Source organism: uncultured Ruminococcus sp., from assembly GCF_947301925.1.
Lineage (GTDB): Bacteria > Bacillota > Clostridia > Oscillospirales > Ruminococcaceae > Ruminococcus.
In genome coordinates this window covers 44,738-60,319 of record NZ_CAMYUE010000005.1, presented here as the reverse complement: position 1 = coordinate 60,319, position 15,582 = coordinate 44,738, and the positions used below count along the sequence as shown (strand labels likewise).

18 protein-coding genes are annotated in these 15,582 nt (G+C 49.6%); 2 read left to right on the top strand and 16 right to left on the bottom strand.

The features are described from left to right. Nucleotides 1-20: 20 nt before the first annotated feature. Nucleotides 21-806, bottom strand: coding sequence for a pseudouridine synthase (locus tag Q0Y65_RS08240; protein ID WP_297958804.1), 786 nt, complete (start codon nt 804-806; stop codon nt 21-23). 91 nt (nt 807-897) lie between these two features. On the opposite strand from Q0Y65_RS08240, the gene Q0Y65_RS08235 reads away from it, so the two are divergent. Next, nucleotides 898-1,305, top strand: coding sequence for a DUF4830 domain-containing protein (locus tag Q0Y65_RS08235; RefSeq protein ID WP_297958803.1), 408 nt, complete (start codon nt 898-900; stop codon nt 1,303-1,305). 1 nt (nt 1,306) lies between these two features. On the opposite strand, the gene Q0Y65_RS08230 is transcribed toward Q0Y65_RS08235, so the two are convergent. From Q0Y65_RS08230 to Q0Y65_RS08215, 4 genes are all read right to left on the bottom strand, one after another. Further along, nucleotides 1,307-1,672, bottom strand: a complete 366-nt coding sequence (locus tag Q0Y65_RS08230) for a DUF4870 domain-containing protein (RefSeq protein ID WP_297958802.1) — start codon at nt 1,670-1,672, stop codon at nt 1,307-1,309. A gap of 3 nt (nt 1,673-1,675) precedes the next feature. Then, nucleotides 1,676-2,167: a transcriptional regulator NrdR gene (gene nrdR / locus Q0Y65_RS08225; protein ID WP_297958801.1), complete on the bottom strand. Its 492-nt coding sequence runs from the start codon at nt 2,165-2,167 to the stop codon at nt 1,676-1,678. Further along, nucleotides 2,164-2,967 (bottom strand): sugar phosphate isomerase/epimerase, encoded by an 804-nt coding sequence (locus Q0Y65_RS08220; RefSeq protein WP_297958800.1) that lies wholly within the window; start codon nt 2,965-2,967, stop codon nt 2,164-2,166. Before Q0Y65_RS08220 ends, nrdR begins: the two co-directional genes overlap by 4 nt. 101 nt (nt 2,968-3,068) lie before the next feature. Next, a complete protein-coding gene (locus tag Q0Y65_RS08215; protein ID WP_297958799.1) occupies nt 3,069-4,394 on the bottom strand; it encodes a hemolysin family protein in 1,326 nt (441 codons plus the stop codon). 408 nt (nt 4,395-4,802) lie between these two features. Between Q0Y65_RS08215 and Q0Y65_RS08210 the strand changes: the two genes are divergently transcribed. Continuing rightward, complete coding sequence (locus Q0Y65_RS08210) at nt 4,803-5,417, top strand: manganese efflux pump (protein ID WP_297958798.1); 615 nt, start codon at nt 4,803-4,805, stop codon at nt 5,415-5,417. On the opposite strand, the gene Q0Y65_RS08205 is transcribed toward Q0Y65_RS08210, so the two are convergent. The 11 genes from Q0Y65_RS08205 to dnaN form a co-directional block, all read right to left on the bottom strand. After that, the gene (locus tag Q0Y65_RS08205) at nt 5,414-6,214 is read right to left on the bottom strand and encodes a metallophosphoesterase (protein WP_297958797.1); all 801 of its coding nucleotides are present in this window, start codon (nt 6,212-6,214) and stop codon (nt 5,414-5,416) included. The genes Q0Y65_RS08210 and Q0Y65_RS08205 overlap by 4 nt on opposite strands. Then, the gene (locus tag Q0Y65_RS08200; protein WP_037298555.1) at nt 6,211-6,489 is read right to left on the bottom strand and encodes a hypothetical protein; all 279 of its coding nucleotides are present in this window, start codon (nt 6,487-6,489) and stop codon (nt 6,211-6,213) included. The genes Q0Y65_RS08205 and Q0Y65_RS08200 overlap by 4 nt, the downstream gene beginning before the upstream one ends. A 5-nt stretch (nt 6,490-6,494) precedes the next feature. Beyond that, complete coding sequence (locus Q0Y65_RS08195) at nt 6,495-6,965, bottom strand: hypothetical protein (protein ID WP_297958796.1); 471 nt, start codon at nt 6,963-6,965, stop codon at nt 6,495-6,497. Further along, nucleotides 6,955-9,585, bottom strand: coding sequence for a DNA gyrase subunit A (gene gyrA, locus Q0Y65_RS08190; RefSeq protein WP_297958795.1), 2,631 nt, complete (start codon nt 9,583-9,585; stop codon nt 6,955-6,957). Before gyrA ends, Q0Y65_RS08195 begins: the two co-directional genes overlap by 11 nt. 50 nt (nt 9,586-9,635) lie before the next feature. Continuing rightward, nucleotides 9,636-10,208 carry a YcxB family protein gene (locus tag Q0Y65_RS08185; protein WP_297958794.1) on the bottom strand — a complete coding sequence of 191 codons (573 nt, stop codon included), beginning with the start codon at nt 10,206-10,208 and terminating at the stop codon, nt 9,636-9,638. An 11-nt stretch (nt 10,209-10,219) separates the two neighbouring features. Continuing rightward, nucleotides 10,220-12,190 carry a DNA topoisomerase (ATP-hydrolyzing) subunit B gene (gene gyrB / locus Q0Y65_RS08180; protein WP_297958793.1) on the bottom strand — a complete coding sequence of 657 codons (1,971 nt, stop codon included), beginning with the start codon at nt 12,188-12,190 and terminating at the stop codon, nt 10,220-10,222. Nucleotides 12,191-12,193: 3 nt separating this feature from the next. Continuing rightward, on the bottom strand, nt 12,194-12,715 hold the full coding sequence (locus tag Q0Y65_RS08175; protein ID WP_297958792.1) for a transposase: 522 nt from the start codon (nt 12,713-12,715) through the stop codon (nt 12,194-12,196). Next, nucleotides 12,715-12,975 (bottom strand): extracellular matrix regulator RemB, encoded by a 261-nt coding sequence (gene remB, locus Q0Y65_RS08170; RefSeq protein WP_297958791.1) that lies wholly within the window; start codon nt 12,973-12,975, stop codon nt 12,715-12,717. The genes Q0Y65_RS08175 and remB overlap by 1 nt, the downstream gene beginning before the upstream one ends. Then, nucleotides 12,953-14,101 carry a DNA replication/repair protein RecF gene (recF, locus tag Q0Y65_RS08165; protein WP_297958789.1) on the bottom strand — a complete coding sequence of 383 codons (1,149 nt, stop codon included), beginning with the start codon at nt 14,099-14,101 and terminating at the stop codon, nt 12,953-12,955. Before recF ends, remB begins: the two co-directional genes overlap by 23 nt. Next, on the bottom strand, nt 14,098-14,310 hold the full coding sequence (gene yaaA, locus Q0Y65_RS08160) for a S4 domain-containing protein YaaA (protein ID WP_297958788.1): 213 nt from the start codon (nt 14,308-14,310) through the stop codon (nt 14,098-14,100). Before yaaA ends, recF begins: the two co-directional genes overlap by 4 nt. 109 nt (nt 14,311-14,419) lie before the next feature. Further along, nucleotides 14,420-15,526: a DNA polymerase III subunit beta gene (dnaN, locus tag Q0Y65_RS08155; protein ID WP_297958787.1), complete on the bottom strand. Its 1,107-nt coding sequence runs from the start codon at nt 15,524-15,526 to the stop codon at nt 14,420-14,422. Nucleotides 15,527-15,582: the final 56 nt, after the last annotated feature.

The following is a 15,582-nucleotide window of genomic DNA, read 5'->3' as shown; positions in this document are numbered from 1 at the left end:
AAGTTACTAAATTGACAAAGTTACAAAAGGTTGTTTATTAGATTTGCCGAAAAAACAGCGGAAAACCGATGGCAAAAGAGGTCAAAATCCTGGGGTTTGAACAAGTTTTCAACATCTTTGTGCAATAATTCCATACACTGACCTATTGCCAGTTTTTCGGGCAAAACAAGTGCTCCGAGAGAAACTCTCATAAGTACCTCTACATGATTTCCCACGGAAGCGAACATTCTTTTCACCTGATGATACTTTCCCTCATGAAGCTCTACAAAAGCCAGATTATCGCTGTTTTCCGCCTTTTTTACATGAGCGGGGAGACAAGTTTCCCCGTCTGCAAGCGTAAGCCCCTCACTAAATTTGTTAACATAATTATTTTCAAATGGTCTGTCAAGTTTCACAATATAAACTTTAGGTATGTGCCTGCGCGGTGAGAGCATACGGTGAGCAAGCTCTCCGTCGTCGGTGAGCAGCAGTGCGCCCATACTGTCCTTGTCCAGTCTTCCTGCGGGGAACATACCCTTTGTGCGCATTTCAGGGGGTATGAGCTTCATGACCGTGTCGCCGTCCCTGTCGTCGGTAGAGCACACATAACCCTGCGGCTTGTTCAGCAGTATATAGCGGAAACGCTCCGTCCTCAGCTCCTGTCCGCATACGCTTACGGAGGCTGTATCGGGGTCTATCTTCACATCGCTGCGCTTCACGGGACAGCCGTCAAGGGATATCCTGCCCTTTGCGGCAAGCTCCTTTATCTGACTGCGTGAATACTCCGTTCTCTCGGAAATGAATTTATCAAGTCTGACCTGAGCCATACTATCTCCTTCAGTAATAATCCGCCGCTGTTACAGAATAGTATATATCAGGGGCATTGCTCCCCTTATTCTGTCATACAGGAGAAGATATATGAAAAAGCTTACATTCATGTTCATTGCCGCTGCCGCCTTTGCCCTTACTGCCTGCGGCAGCAGGAAGGATATTTCCGAAGCCGTCATAGCTGCGGGAGAACGCTCTCAGCGCATAGACTACTTCGCCTCCCACGGCTGGGAGGTAGAGGAGATATCCGAAAGAGCCGTCACCATACCCTCGGAATTTTCCGAGCTATATGAGGAGTATGCCCTCATTCAGGACAGACAGGGACTTCCCCTGCGCAGATACGCGGGGAGGAACGCAAAACTTTTCACATATGCTATAAAGAATTACAGCCCCGATAGCAAGAAAATGCTGGCAGAGCTGCTTGTATGCGACAATACTGCCGTCGCCTCGATGGTATACAGCGAGGACAGCGGCAGTATCAGAATGCCTGTGTGTTAGATCAGAAAAGGTTGATAAGACTTCCTATAAAGGGTAATCTGTATGCCTTGCCCTTGCCTGCGCCTATCATGTACACTACAAAGATAGCTACCAGCAGAAGTGAGAGGGCATATCCGAGGAGTGCTCCGAGAACAGGGATAAATGCGAGTATGATCCTTACTATGCTGACAACTAAGACTAACAGGAACCAGGTAAACGACTGATTTGCGTGGAACTTGCAGTAGGTAGAATTCTTGTCACCTATTATAGGCAGGAAGAAAAGGGGAGGAATATAGGAAAGAATTGCAAGCACCTTGTGCTTCTCTACCTCATTTGGAACAAATGTCTGCTCCGTATTCACATCATTAAACTGCTCAAGAAATTCCATGTTTCATACCTCCGTATTATTATTTTCGGAATCATCTTCCGTTTTTGGTTTGTTTCCGTCAAATTCGCTTATAGCCGCAACGAAGCTGTCTATATCCGTGAAATCCTTGTACACGGACGCAAATCTGATATATGATATAGGATCTATATCCCTGAGCTTTTCAAGGACCAGCTCTCCTATCTCCGTTGACCTTGCAACTGTTCTCAGTGCATTGGCGTAATAATTCTCCACATAGTTTGCGATCTCTGTGACCTTCTCTGCGGAGACGGGTCTCTTTTTTATTGCCGAGACTATGCCGTTTATAAGCTTTGTCTTGTCGAAGAGCTGGACGCTTCCGTCCCTCTTCTCCACCATGAGCAGCGGTACCTCAACAGCCTCGTAGGTGGTGAATCTCTCGCCGCATCTCGAACACTCTCGCCTGCGTCTTGTCTTGTCGTCGACAGGACGCGAATCTATAACCTTGATATCTTCATATCCGCAGTAAGGACACTTCATAGCTTCTGCTCCCCGCCGTAAGACTCAGTCATTCTGGTCAGAATATTATAGCCTGAAACAAGATCGCTTATGCCGCTCCAGCCGCTTCTGTACAACTCAAGTATGACGCTGCATCCGGGGTTATAGCCTGCCAGCTTGTCGAAGAACTTCCTGAAATCGAATCTGCCCTTTCCTATGAGTAGACAGTCGCCCATCTCTCCGGAATCGCTGATATGCACATGGACCGTCTTATCTCCTGCGATATCAAGGAACCTCATGGGGTTCTCATTGGAGCGCACAGCCTGCTTGGTATCCAGCACAAAGGCGAATTCACTGCCCAGCATGGCCTTTATCTCCTTGATGAAGGCAGATGAGCCGCTCCTGCATCTTGAAACGTTCTCTATAGCCACAGTTACCCCGAATTCCTTTCCGAGGCGGTAGAGCTTTGAGAATCTTTCGCAGTAGAGCTCGGGAGTGCACACCGACGAGGGTTTTCCTCCGTGGAAAACGAAAATATCGGCTCCCACTATATTCATGAAGCGAAAGTAAAGCTTGTAATATTCCAGCATATCGTTCACTCTGCGCTCGTACTCCGAGAAAAACATCTGGGGTTCTATCTCGCAGGTGAACGGGTGTACAGACGGGCATTTCACATCAAATCTCCTGAGCAGGTTGGCCACGCCGTGAGCGAAACTCTTTTTCAGCTCGGAATGGGTATTGATGAATACCTCGGTGCAGGAAACGCCGTTGACCGCAAGATCGTAAATGGCTTCCTCAAGGGGCTTGGGATACAGGCAAGCTGTAGAAACACCTGCTATCAATGATACCCCTCCTCGCGCAAATCTGATACAAGATTATTATATCATATTCAGCCCGAAAGTCAATAGAACGAGCCAAATTTTTACAAAAACAGAGCACTGTTTCAGTCTTCTCCGTCATTTTCTCCGGCTATTGAGTTCTTTTCAACACGACAGACCTCGATGCGGTGATGTCTTACCTCAAGAATGTCTATTTTAAGCCCTCCCGCTTCGAGAGTGAGCTGCGAGCCGTCCTTGGGTATCTCCCCCAGCTCGGCTATGACGTAGCCGCCGAAGGTCTCGTACTTATCCGCAGGAAGCGTGACTTCAAGCTCCTCGCAGACATCGCTGAGAGAGGTTATGCCGGGAACTGTCCAGACGTTATCCCCTGTCTTTTCAAGCCTTGCAGCAGGCTCGTCCTCGGGGTCGTCGGCAAAATCGCCCACCAGCTCCTCAACGAGGTCGGTAATGGTGATGATACCGCTCATGCCGCCGTATTCGTCAACTACTACGGCGAAGTGGTCTGCGCCTCTCTGCTTCATCTGGTCGAAGAGGCGGTCAGCCTTCATATTCTCATGGACGAAGCAGGGCTCGCGGACAGCGTTAGCCATGATATTGTCCCTGCTCTTGTCCTCAAGGCGGAAATAGTCCTTTGCGTTGAGGACTCCGATGACGTTATCCACGCTCTCACCGCATACGGGGAAGGCGGAATGACGGGTGCGGTGGATAGTCTCCTCCCACACGCTGATATCGTCGGCGCTCCACAGCACATCAACGTCTGTTCTGTGGGTGCATACCTGTTCTGCCGTCATATCGTCGAAGGCGAAAACGTTTTTGATAATGCGGTTCTCGTCCTCGTCGATAGTACCCTTTTCGGCGCCTGCATCGGACATCATGAGGATCTCCTCCTCGGTGACGGTATCATCGTCGCTCTCGGGATCAATGCCCATAAGTCTGAGTATGCCGTTTGCGGAAGCGTTCAGCAGCCATACCATAGGCGCAAAGAGCTTTGACACAAAGTTGATGGCTCCGCTCATGGCAAGGGCTATCTTCTCGGGATCCTTCATTGCGGCGCGTTTTGGTATGAGCTCGCCGAAAACAAGGGTGAAATATGAGAGTATCAGCGTTATAACAACTACCGATGCCTTTTTTATCACTGCCGACGGTATGCCTGTGCCCGTCTTTGAGATAGCGGACACAAGGTATTCCGAAAAGCTGTCTGCGGCAAAGGCCGCTCCGATAAAGCCTGCAAGGGTGATGGCCACCTGTATAGTGGCAAGGAAGCGGGTGGGGCTGTCCGTCAGCTTTTTCAGCCTTACCGCTTTTTTGCTGCCGCTTGCGGCAAGCTTTTCAATGCGCATATCATTTGTGGAAATAACAGCGACCTCCGCACAGGCAAAGACCGCGTTCAGCGCAATAAGTATAATCTGCAGAATTATCTGCCCTATCATTTCATATCCTCCGTTTAATATATTTTTTCTCCATAACCTCATAAAGGCACAGCCTAACACAAACGATAGTGCAGACCATGCCTTGAAATCATATATTCAGCGGAGTCTATTCCGTAATTATCAGGATTACTGCCGTCAGGGGCACCGTCCATCTCTATTCTCATCTCCTGTTCTGCATAAATTTTATATATTATATCATATAAGCGAAGCGTTATGATATAATTGTCCGATTGCAGGAAGCAGATCTTTGATCTGCGTATCTGCAAGGACATTAAAATAATTTATAATGAATGCTTTTGCATTCATTATATCATACATTTCATGATAAAGCAACAGGCAAAATAAAATTTTCCCGAAAATTCACAGTTTCCGCAATATCTGCATATTATACAGCGGAGGTGTGGTGTTTTGCTGAAAGAGCTGTTTATCTCCTTTATCGTAAGTATAGACATATTCCTTGCGGCAGCGGCCTGCTGCAACAGCGGCATAAGGATACCGCTCCTGTCCGCCCTGCTCATAGACCTTATATCTGCGGCGGTGCTGGGTATTTCCATGACATTTTCCGACATTATAAGCCATATTTTTCCCATGGAGCTGTGCCGCACCGCGGGAGAAGCGGTCCTCATAATCATCGGCGCAGCCACCATAGCGAAAAGCCTTTTCCGCAGCCTTGTCCGCCGCGTCACCGACAAGGGGGAGCTGCTGCTGAAAATGAAGGGCAGTCCCCTTATGGTCAAGCTCTGCATAGACGATACCGCCGCAGATGCGGACCGCTCCATGGTACTGTCCGCAGGGGAGGCTGCCGCCCTGGCGCTGGCAAGCTCCTTTGATTCCGCCGCAACGGGTCTGAGCTGCGGCTGCAGCGGTATGTCGGCGGCAGCGGCTTCCCTGTTCACGCTTCTGTGCGGAGCTGCCGCAATAATACTGGGAGGCCTCACAGGCAGAAAAATATCCTCCCTGCGGCATGATCTCTCATGGGCGGGAGGAGTACTTCTCATAATATTCGCCGTATTTCAGTCTTAGATCTCGTATATAACTATCTCGGCGGGGTCAAATAGCCTCAGCTTTCCCAGACCTGCCGATACCAGCAGCTTCATATTGCCTTTCGTATATACTCCCTTGGAATAGGCGGGAAACATTTTTCTCTCGGGAGAGAACATGGCCACTCCGAAAAGCCTTACTATACCGCCGTGTACATGGCCGCTGAAGGTGTACTTTGCTCCCCATTCCGCATAGGCCTCTGCAAAGAACGGATTATGGGCAATGAGCAGCACCTCCCCATCGGGGCAGCTTCCCAGCAGCTTTTCAAGGTCTGCACAGGTAACGGAATCAAGACCGCGGTAGCCTCCGTTTTTCTTGTACACACCGTAATTTTCAAGGAGACCGTATATTTTCAGTTCCCTGCCATTTATACTCACCGTTGTATGCTGATTTCTCAGCAGCACAGCCCTTGTCTCAGCGAACATAGCCTCCAGCTGAGGCTTCATTTCCGCGGAAATGCTCTGCTCGTGGTTGCCGTATATCATGTATACGGGAGCAATATCACAGAGCTGATCGAGAGTTTTCTTCGCGATTTCAAGGCTGTCGGTGTCCCTGGAAACAAGGTCGCCGCTGAAAATGATAAGGTCGGGGTTTTCAGCCCTCACCCTGCTGATGAGCCTGCTGTTGTCACTGCCGAAGCTCCGCCTGTGGAGATCGGAAAGATGGGCTATCTTAATGCCGCTTCCCAGCTTCTCACGCCTGACCGTGAGGATGTAAAGGTTCTCCGCTGCCGCATATACGGCAAGTAGAATTGCTACTAAAAGTATAATATATATCAATTTCTCTCTCCAAAAAACAGGTCGTGAAACCTTCTCTCCTCGCCCTTGGGTATTCTATGGGGACTTCCCGAAAACAGCAGTCTTATGGGCTGAGGCTTAAAACCCTCGTCGCAGAAATGCTCGTAGGTATACTCGTCTATCTCATAATAATCGCTGTAATACATGAAGCTGTCGTTCTCAAGCGTATTCATCACATACATATTCAGTGCAGGAGACCAGCCCGCATACATGATATTGTTCGGGTGCATCTTTTTACGCTCTATAACTCCGCCCATAGCTATCATTTCCTTTCTCTGCGGCTGTCCTGCCCGTGTTTTTTAAGTATCAGTGCGTCAATTACCCCGAAAATCAGCAGATACAGCGAGGTGAACACAAATCTTCCCGCATATGTGGCTATGGTCTCCCTGACCGTGCCTCTGTACTCAGCGTCGGGAGAGAACACGCTTATTTCGGGAGCCGCCAGCAGCATTATCACTGTCAGTATTATACCTGACATCAGCGGGACTGCCACAGCGAATATGAACAGGAAACGCCCTGAAAAGCTTCCCTCCTGTCCGCTGTCCAGCTGTACGAAATGATACATCATACATAGCACGAGGGGCGTCACCAGAGTGATGCCCCATGCGTAGTTTATCTTTTCATATACGAACCAGTTGAGCCACTGGCAGAACAGGCTTGCCGCCGTTACTGCAAGTGCGGTAAACGGTCTTTCACGGAACCTGAGAAAGCTCCGTTCCTTATCATTCCTCATTCTCCTCGTCCTCGGGCTCAGCCTCAACGACTACCTCGTTCTGCTCCTCAAGGGCAGCCTCTGCCTCAGCGGCCTTTATCTGCTCCTCGGTGAGCTGCTCGACCTTTTCGGTCTCGGCGTTGTCGTCATGCTCGGCACGGGTGAATGCCACAACGTTTGCTCCCTCGTTTACTCTCATGACGCGGACGCCCTTTGCGATACGCCCCATTATACGGATATCGCTGGCAAGTATCCTGATGATGATGCCGTCGCTGGATACGAGGATTATATCGTCCTCCTCGTCAACGATCTTTATGCCGCAGACGTGTCCGCGGATATCGTCCACCTTGTAGTTGGTGAGTCCGAAGCCGCCGCGGTTCTGTATGCGGTAGCTGTCGATAGAGGTCTTCTTGCCGTAGCCGTTCTCGGTGACTGTAAGGAGCGAAGCGCCCTCGCGGACTCTTGCCATGCTTACCACATAGTCTCCGTCACGGAGCTTTATAGCTCTTACGCCGTGAGCGGAACGTGAGAGAGCTCTCATCTTTTCTTCCTCGAGGCGGATAGCCATACCATTGTGGGTAGCTACAAAGAGCTGTGCGCTGCCGTCCGTCATGCGGACGCCTGCAATCTCGTCGCCCTCGTCAAGACCGATGGCGATAAGACCGTTCTTGCGGACGTTCCTGTAAAGCGAGAGGTTAGTCCTCTTTATCTTGCCGTTCTTTGTGACCATGGTGATGAACTTGTCGTCATTGAAGTCCGTGGTCTTTATCATGGCGGCTATCTTCTCATTTTCCGTGAGAGGAAGCAGGTTTATGAGGTTGAAGCCTCTTGAAGCCTTTGAGCCGTCGGGTATCTCATAGCATTTCAGCTTGTACATTATGCCCTTGTTGGAGATGAACAGGATATTGTCGTGAGAGCCGCAGATGAACATTTCCTCCACGAAGTCCTCCTCACGCTGCTTCATTCCCGTGATACCGCGTCCGCCGCGGTGCTGGGTCTTGTACTCCGTCAGCGGCATACGCTTGATATAGCCGTTGTTGGTAAGAGTTACAACGCAATCCTCCTCGGGGATAAGATCCTCGATATCCACCTCGCCGCTGACATTTTCGATATCGGTGCGGCGCTTGTCGCTGAACTTCTTGCGGATAGCGTTGAGGTCGTCCATGATTATAGCGTAAACTCTATTCACATCTGCAAGAATATCCTCATAGTCGGAGATCTTTGTGAGAAGTCCGTAGAGTTCGTCGGTTATCTTCTGTCTCTCCAGACCAGTCAGCTGTCCCAGACGCATCTGAACGATAGCCTCGGCCTGTTCCTGAGAGAGACCTGTCTGATGCTCCACATGGAGACCTGTAAGGTCATACTGTGCGCGGTCAAGAAGCGCGGACATATCCACGTCCTTGAATCGCTCGATCATGCGGTCCTTTGCCTCCTGGACCGTAGAGCTGGAGCGTATGATCTCTATTACCTCGTCGATATGGTCCGCAGCCAGCACGAAGCCCTGTAATATGTGAGCTCTTTCCAGTGCCTTGCGGAGATCGAAGCGTGTTCTTCTCTGGATAACGTCCACCTGGAAATCCAGATAGTGCTGGAGCATCTGCTTCAGTGTGAGTATCTTTGGCTCGTTGTTTACCAGAGCCAGCATGATGATGCCCACTGTATCCTGAAGCTGTGTCAGCGCAAAGAGCTTGTTGAGGACGATATTGGGAACAGCGTCCTTTTTCAGCTCGATAACTACTCTCATACCTTCCTTGTCGGACTCGTCGCGGAGGTCGTAAAGGCCTTCTATGCGCTTGTCTCTTGCAAGCTGGTTTATGCTCTTGAGGAGCCTTTCCTTCCGGAGCATATAGGGTATCTCGTCGATGATGATGCAGTTTCTTCCCTTTATCTCCTCAAAGTGGGTACGGCTGCGGAGTATTATCTTGCCCTTTCCAGTAGCGTAGGCTGCGCGGATACCCGCTCTGCCCATGATTATGCCGCCTGTAGGGAAGTCGGGACCCTGTATATGCTCCATGAGCTGTTCAAGAGTACAGTCGGGGTCGTCTATCATGAGCTGGAGGGCGTCGATGACCTCGCCCAGATTGTGGGGAGGGATATTTGTAGCCATACCTACGGCGATACCTACAGAGCCGTTTACCAGAAGGTTGGGGAAACGGGACGGGAGCACAGAGGGCTCCTTGAGACGGTCGTCGTAGTTTGATACGAAATCGACGGTCTCCTTGTTGATATCAGTAAGCATATCAAGGGTGAGCTTTGCCATCTTTGCCTCGGTATAACGGTAGGCCGCAGGGCCGTCGCCGTCGATGGAGCCGAAGTTTCCGTGGCCGTCAACAAGGGGATAGCGCATAGAGAAGTCCTGCGCAAGTCTTACAAGTGCGTCATATACCGACGCGTCGCCGTGAGGATGATAACGTCCCAGTACCGCACCGACTGTATCGGCGCACTTACGGTAGGGCTTCTCGGGAGTAAGACCGTTTTCATGGAGCGTATACAGTATCCTTCTGTGTACGGGCTTCAGACCGTCTCTTACATCGGGGAGCGCTCTGGAAACAATTACCGACATGGCGTAATTGAGCATGGAATTTTCCATTTCATCAACTATCTCGGTATTTATTACCTTTGAGTTGTCAGTGTAAAGCATTTTTTCCTCCTGAGAGAATTAGTTTTTATGGTCATTCGCTTTTATGCGGATCATTTTTTCAGCTTTCTTACTATTTCCAGCTCGTCCTCGGAAAAATATTCCTTGGGGAGCACATAGAACATTTCCTTGCCCTTCAGCAGCATGAAGAAGTCGTCATGCTCTATGAGCTGAAAGTTTTCGTCAATATTTATCCTTGTCTTTTCGGGAAGGGGGTCCGCCTCTGCGGCTTCCTCCCTTTCCTCCTCGGGGATATTGCTGAGATCGTCGGCTACCGTGGATATATCCACATACTTATCGGCAATGCCGATACAGTATGTAGGTTCGCCTAAAGTCTTTATGGACTCGGTAAGGTTCCTGCGGAGCTTCTTCGGGTCGTACCACTCCTTTGCCGCAAAGGCGCAGGAAATGGCAAAGCCCAGATATATCATGTATTTTTGCTTGGTCGTACCGTCTTTCATGACGATTATTCCGAACAGAAGTATCGCTATGGCAAGTATCACGAATATTGCCGTATACAGCCTGCTTTTCGGGAGAACGAACCTCTTCTGCAATTCAAGGTATGATCTGTTGAAAAGGTCGGACGATATCTTGTATTCCTTTTTGAGCTTGTAGTTTTCTTCCATTTTGACTCCCATCATATATCGAGATCCTGTGCGAACTTAGCGTTCTTCTCGATGAAGTTGCGTCGGGGCTCTACCTTGTCGCCCATGAGTATGCTGAAGGTCTCGTCCGCCTTGAGAGCGTCCTCCATGCCTATCCTTACGATGGTACGGTGCTCGGGATCCATAGTAGTTTCCCAGAGCTGCTCGGGATCCATCTCACCAAGACCCTTGTAGCGCTGCACCGCAACGTCATTGTACTTTCCGTTCTCGGAAAGCTCTTCGATGAATCTGTTCCTTTCCTCATCAGAGAATGCGTAACGCACATTCTTCTTACGCTCCACCTTGAAGAGCGGAGGCTGTGCGATATAAACGTTTCCGTTGGTGATGAGAGGTCTCATATAGCGGAAGAAGAAGGTGAGCAGGAGAGTTCTGATGTGCATACCGTCAACATCGGCATCGGCCATGATTATTACCTTGCCGTAGCGGAGCTTCTCTATATCGAAGTCCTCGCCTATGCCAGTACCCAGAGCAGTAACGACCGGCTCCAGCTTGTCGTTGCCGTAGATACGGTCGATACGTGCTTTTTCAACGTTGAGCATCTTTCCCCACAGAGGAAGTATGGCCTGATAACGCCTGTCGCGTCCCTGCTTCGCAGAGCCGCCCGCAGAATCTCCCTCGACGATGTATACTTCCGTGTATCTCGCATCGCGCTCTGAGCAGTCGGCAAGCTTTTCGGGCATGGAAGAATTTCCGAAGGCATTCTTCTTGCGCTCGGCCTCTCTTGCACGCTTAGCAGCTTCTCTTGCTCTTGAAGCAGAAAGGCACTTCTCGAATATGATATTGGCGGTATCGGGATTTTCTTCCAGGAAGTTCATGAGCTTTTCGGTGACGAGCTTCTCCACAAAGGGCTTCACCTCGGGATTTCCGAGACGGCCCTTGGTCTGTCCCTCGAACTCGCATTCTGTGAGCTTAACCGATACGATAGCGGTAAGGCCCTCCAGAACGTCCTCTTTTCTCAGGCTCTCTATCTCCTTTTTAGGAGCGTCCTTGCCCTTCTTGGAGCTTTCCTTCTCCTTGAATTTGCCGAATTTCCTTCCGTATTCGTTTATGACCTTGAGGAGAGCGTTCTTGAAGCCTGTCTCATGGGTACCGCCGTCCTTTGTGTGGATATTGTTGGCAAAGGAGAATACCACATCATTGTAGCTGTCGTTGTACTGCATGGCTATTTCCGCAAAGGCGTCGCCCTGCATACCCGAAACATATATTACATCGCCGCTTATGGCTTCATTTCCGCGTACTGCGTTAAGGTGCTCCACGAACTGGCGGATACCGCCTTCATAGTGGAGGGTCTCGCCGATAGTCTCGGTCTTGTTTCTCTTATCGGTGAATACTATCTTTATTCCCGCATTGAGGAAGGCCTGCTCGCGGAGACGCTTCAGAAGTACCTCGTATTCATATACGGTGCTCTCGAATATCTCGTCGTCAGCCTTGAACATTACGCTGGTACCTGTCTCGGTGGTATCGCCGATGATCTTCAGCTCCTCGTCGTAGTGACCGCGCTCAAAGCGCTGGAAGTAAACGTGCTCGCCGTCCTTTACGGTGAGTTCGAGCCATGAGGAAAGAGCGTTTACTACCGAGGCGCCGACACCGTGAAGACCGCCCGATACCTTGTATCCGCCGCCGCCGAACTTGCCGCCTGCGTGGAGTATGGTATAAACTACTGTAGCCGCCGATATTCCCTCCTTGGGGTGGATACCTACGGGTATGCCTCGTCCGTTGTCGGAAACGCGGATTATATCGCCCTCAAGTATCTCTACGGTTATCTCGGTACAGTAGCCTGCAAGGGCTTCGTCGATAGAGTTGTCCACTATCTCGTAAACCAGATGGTGGAGTCCCCCGGGACCTGTTGAACCGATGTACATACCGGGTCTTTTGCGGACTGCTTCAAGTCCCTCCAAGACCTGTATGTCGTTTTCATCGTAGTTGTTGTTCTGCTGACTCATGATTTACCTCCAATGATTTTGGTTGTATATGTCATTTACCCGGTTTACGGGGTTATTGTCGATGTAATCACAGATTTCGAGAAATTCCTTCTCATTGCGGATTATGTGGTCGTGATAGGAACGCTGCCAGATATTACATCCAGTTTTCTTGTTAACGAATCTTTTGAAAACCGATATCAATGATGGAATCACGGCATTTGTAGGGGACGGCGTCCTCGACGTCCCGACAATTACGTTATTTTCATCAAATAAATATATTATCATGTGCAGATGATCCGGCATGATAACATATTTCATGATCTTCAATTTCGCATAAACCGAATTTATCTCATTTATCTGGTCATTTACAATTTTTCCGTAATCTGTCAATCGAACAATAGGGACGTCGAGGACGCCGTCCCCTACATCCAGTATTTCCGAAAGGCATTTTTTACGTTCTTTCGTGCAAATGGTAATGAAATACAGACCATTCCGCGAATAATCAAAATTTGTAAGCCTGTTGAGCTTTCGTTCATTTTGCTCCATCAGAACCCTCCGCCATTTTTCAGGCGCTTCCGCAATGTCGCTGCCGAAAGCTGGGATATATATACCCTCTCTCTGCCGTTCTTCACGGTTATGATGAAGCTTTTCGGCATCTCATAGGTGGTATACACGCATTTGTGCTCCTTTTCGGCTCTTTCCAGCAGCTTCTTGGTACACTTTTCAACAGTTGTATTCTCAATGTCGAAAACTCCCACTATATCTCTTATATCTACGGAGTAGTTATTCCCTATGTGAAGATACATTTTCTTCCTCCTCCGCTATTCTGCCGCCGCTTATCCTCAGCAGTTTTCCCTTTATCTCGGGAAGCAGCGCACTTTCGTTGGGAGTCGTTATGAATACCTGCATATCCCTGATGATATCAAACACGAACCTCTGACGGCTCTCGTCAAGCTCGCCCATGACGTCGTCAAGGAATATTACGGGAGCTTCCTTTGAACGCTGCATGAATATCTCTGCCTGCGCCAGCTTCATCACAAGGGCGGCGCTCTTTATCTGTCCCTGCGAACCGTAGTCCCTGGCGCTGACGCCGTTTATCTTTATGAGTATCTCGTCGCGGTTCACTCCCGAATGGGTGCTTCCCGTTCTGATATCGTAATCCGCAGTCTCCGACAGCTTCCTGTAATACTGCTCGTATGCCTCATCGCCGCAGGGCTTCTCAAAGTCCTCGGGACGGAAAACATTGGACTTGTATTCCAGTCCCAGTTTCTCCGTTCCTCCCGATATAGTGCGGTAAAGCTGACCGCATATACCGTTGAAACGCTGTATATACTCATGGCGCATATATGATATGACAGCGCCCTCGCTGGCGGCCTGCCTGTCCCATATCTCAAGGCTGCTCCTGTCGGTGACGCCCTGCATTATGCCCTTCAGCAGGGCATTGCGCTGGTTCATTATGGCGTTGTTCTTGTTTATGTGCATGACAAAGACCGGATTCAGCTGCGAAGCGGCCATATCCACGAAATTTCGTCTTTTCTCCGGTGAGCCCTTGATGATATCAACATCATCGGGTATGAAGGCTATACACTTGAACACATCGAAAAGAGCTCTCGTTCCTTTCTGCTTCACGCCGTTAAGGATTATGGACTTGCTGTTCGCAGCGCTCCTTGACATATCGAAGGCTATCTTCTGTTCGCGGACGCTGTCCAGAATCTTTATCTTCGACGACATCCTGCTGCCGCCGAGACTGATATAGTCCTTTTCCTTTGAGCCGCGGAAGCTCCTGCACCCCGAAAGTATCCACATAGCCTCAAGGAGATTTGTCTTGCCCTGGGCGTTCGGCCCCACGATGATGTTATATTTAGGATCGGGGGCAAAGGATATGCCTTTCAGGTTCTTGAATCCGTCTATGTCTGCGTAGGTGATTATCACTCTACGGTCACCTTTTGTCCGTCAAGCTCTACGCTGTCACCGGGACGTATCTTCTTGCCCCTCATGGTGCAGACCTCTCCGTTCACAAGGACCTCTCCGTCCTGTATGAGCTGCTTGGCTTCTCCGCCCGAGCCCACAAGTGAGGCGAACTTCAGGAGAGCGTCAAGCTTTATGAACTCCGTTGTGATCTTTATTCTGTTTTCAGGCATATATATCACCTCTTACGGTCAGATACCCGTATCATGGGCTATTTATCGTCATTTCTACATGATTTCAGCTGCCTGTATCAGCAGCTGAGAATACTCCTTCGCTGAGGTCTCAGTTTTTCAGCTGTATGGGCATTACAAGGAATATGAAGCTCTCGCCCTCCATGGGAAGTATCTCGATGACCTTCATAGCGCCGTTGAAGCGTATGCGCACCTTGTCGCCCTCCGCAGCACGGAGCGCCTCAAGAATGAGCTTGTTATTGAAGCCGATAGTAACGGTCTCTCCCGAAATATCGGCGGATATAGCGTCGTTTATCTTACCTATGCCTGTCTTGCAGCTTATTTTCATAACGCCGTTTCCGATCTCGCAGCGTATGGGCGACTTGTTCTTGTCGTCGATGAGCAGCGAGCAGCGCTCGAGACAGGTGGAGAAATCCCTCTTGCTGATGATGACCTCTGTCTTGCAGCTGCCGGGGATACTGAGCTTGTAATTATGGAAAACGCCTTCGAGAAGTCTTGATATAACGAAAACGTTGCCGATCTCGAAGATGATATGTCTGTCGTTGGTGCAGACCGTGCAGAGCTTTTCATCATCGTCGTCCTTGATAAGTGTGGAAACTTCAAGGAGAGCCTTTTTGGGTACTACGAAGTGATATTTCTCTGTGCAGTCGGTGAGCTCGCTCCTGATAGCAAGTCTGAATCCGTCTATTGCCACCATGTTGAAGTTTCCTTCCTCTATGTCGAAGAGTTCTCCCGTGAGTACGGGCTTGCTTTCGTTGAGTGAAGCGGCATAGCTGGTCATATTTATCATGGATTTGAGTATGCTCTGCTTAACCGAGAAGCTCCTTGCGGAATCTACCTTGGGAAGCTCCGGGTATTCGCTTGCTGACATTGCGGGGAAGCTGCACTCGGTAGCCACGCAGGATATGGTTATCACAAGGTTCTCGTCGATATCAAAGGTTATCTCGTCTCCGGACATACGTCTTGTGAACTCGCTGAAAAGTCTTGCGCTTACCACGAATTCTCCCTCTCCGTCGGTATTTGCAGTGATGGAAGTACGGATACCCATTTCCAGGTTATATGCTGTGAGCTCCACGCTTCCATGTGAAACGCGGACCTTTATGCCCTCAAGAGCTGGAATGGTGGATTTCTGTGAAACAGCTCTTGAGACGTTTCCTATCGCCTCGCTGATCTCTGTCTTGTTGCAGATGAATTTCATTGTATAAGCCTCCGTTTTATCCCGGCTGTAATAAGCTGAGATAAGATAAGAATAAA

Coding starts and splice junctions, on each gene's coding strand:
- Q0Y65_RS08240 (WP_297958804.1), bottom strand. CDS start 806: ATGGCTCAGGTCAGACTTGATAAATTCATTTCCGAGAGAACGGAGTAT.
- Q0Y65_RS08235 (WP_297958803.1), top strand. CDS start 898: ATGAAAAAGCTTACATTCATGTTCATTGCCGCTGCCGCCTTTGCCCTT.
- Q0Y65_RS08230 (WP_297958802.1), bottom strand. CDS start 1,672: ATGGAATTTCTTGAGCAGTTTAATGATGTGAATACGGAGCAGACATTT.
- nrdR (WP_297958801.1), bottom strand. CDS start 2,167: ATGAAGTGTCCTTACTGCGGATATGAAGATATCAAGGTTATAGATTCG.
- Q0Y65_RS08215 (WP_297958799.1), bottom strand. CDS start 4,394: ATGATAGGGCAGATAATTCTGCAGATTATACTTATTGCGCTGAACGCG.
- Q0Y65_RS08200 (WP_037298555.1), bottom strand. CDS start 6,489: ATGGGCGGAGTTATAGAGCGTAAAAAGATGCACCCGAACAATATCATG.
- Q0Y65_RS08195 (WP_297958796.1), bottom strand. CDS start 6,965: ATGAGGAATGATAAGGAACGGAGCTTTCTCAGGTTCCGTGAAAGACCG.
- gyrA (WP_297958795.1), bottom strand. CDS start 9,585: ATGCTTTACACTGACAACTCAAAGGTAATAAATACCGAGATAGTTGAT.
- Q0Y65_RS08185 (WP_297958794.1), bottom strand. CDS start 10,208: ATGGAAGAAAACTACAAGCTCAAAAAGGAATACAAGATATCGTCCGAC.
- gyrB (WP_297958793.1), bottom strand. CDS start 12,190: ATGAGTCAGCAGAACAACAACTACGATGAAAACGACATACAGGTCTTG.
- Q0Y65_RS08175 (WP_297958792.1), bottom strand. CDS start 12,715: ATGGAGCAAAATGAACGAAAGCTCAACAGGCTTACAAATTTTGATTAT.
- remB (WP_297958791.1), bottom strand. CDS start 12,975: ATGTATCTTCACATAGGGAATAACTACTCCGTAGATATAAGAGATATA.
- yaaA (WP_297958788.1), bottom strand. CDS start 14,310: ATGCCTGAAAACAGAATAAAGATCACAACGGAGTTCATAAAGCTTGAC.
- dnaN (WP_297958787.1), bottom strand. CDS start 15,526: ATGAAATTCATCTGCAACAAGACAGAGATCAGCGAGGCGATAGGAAAC.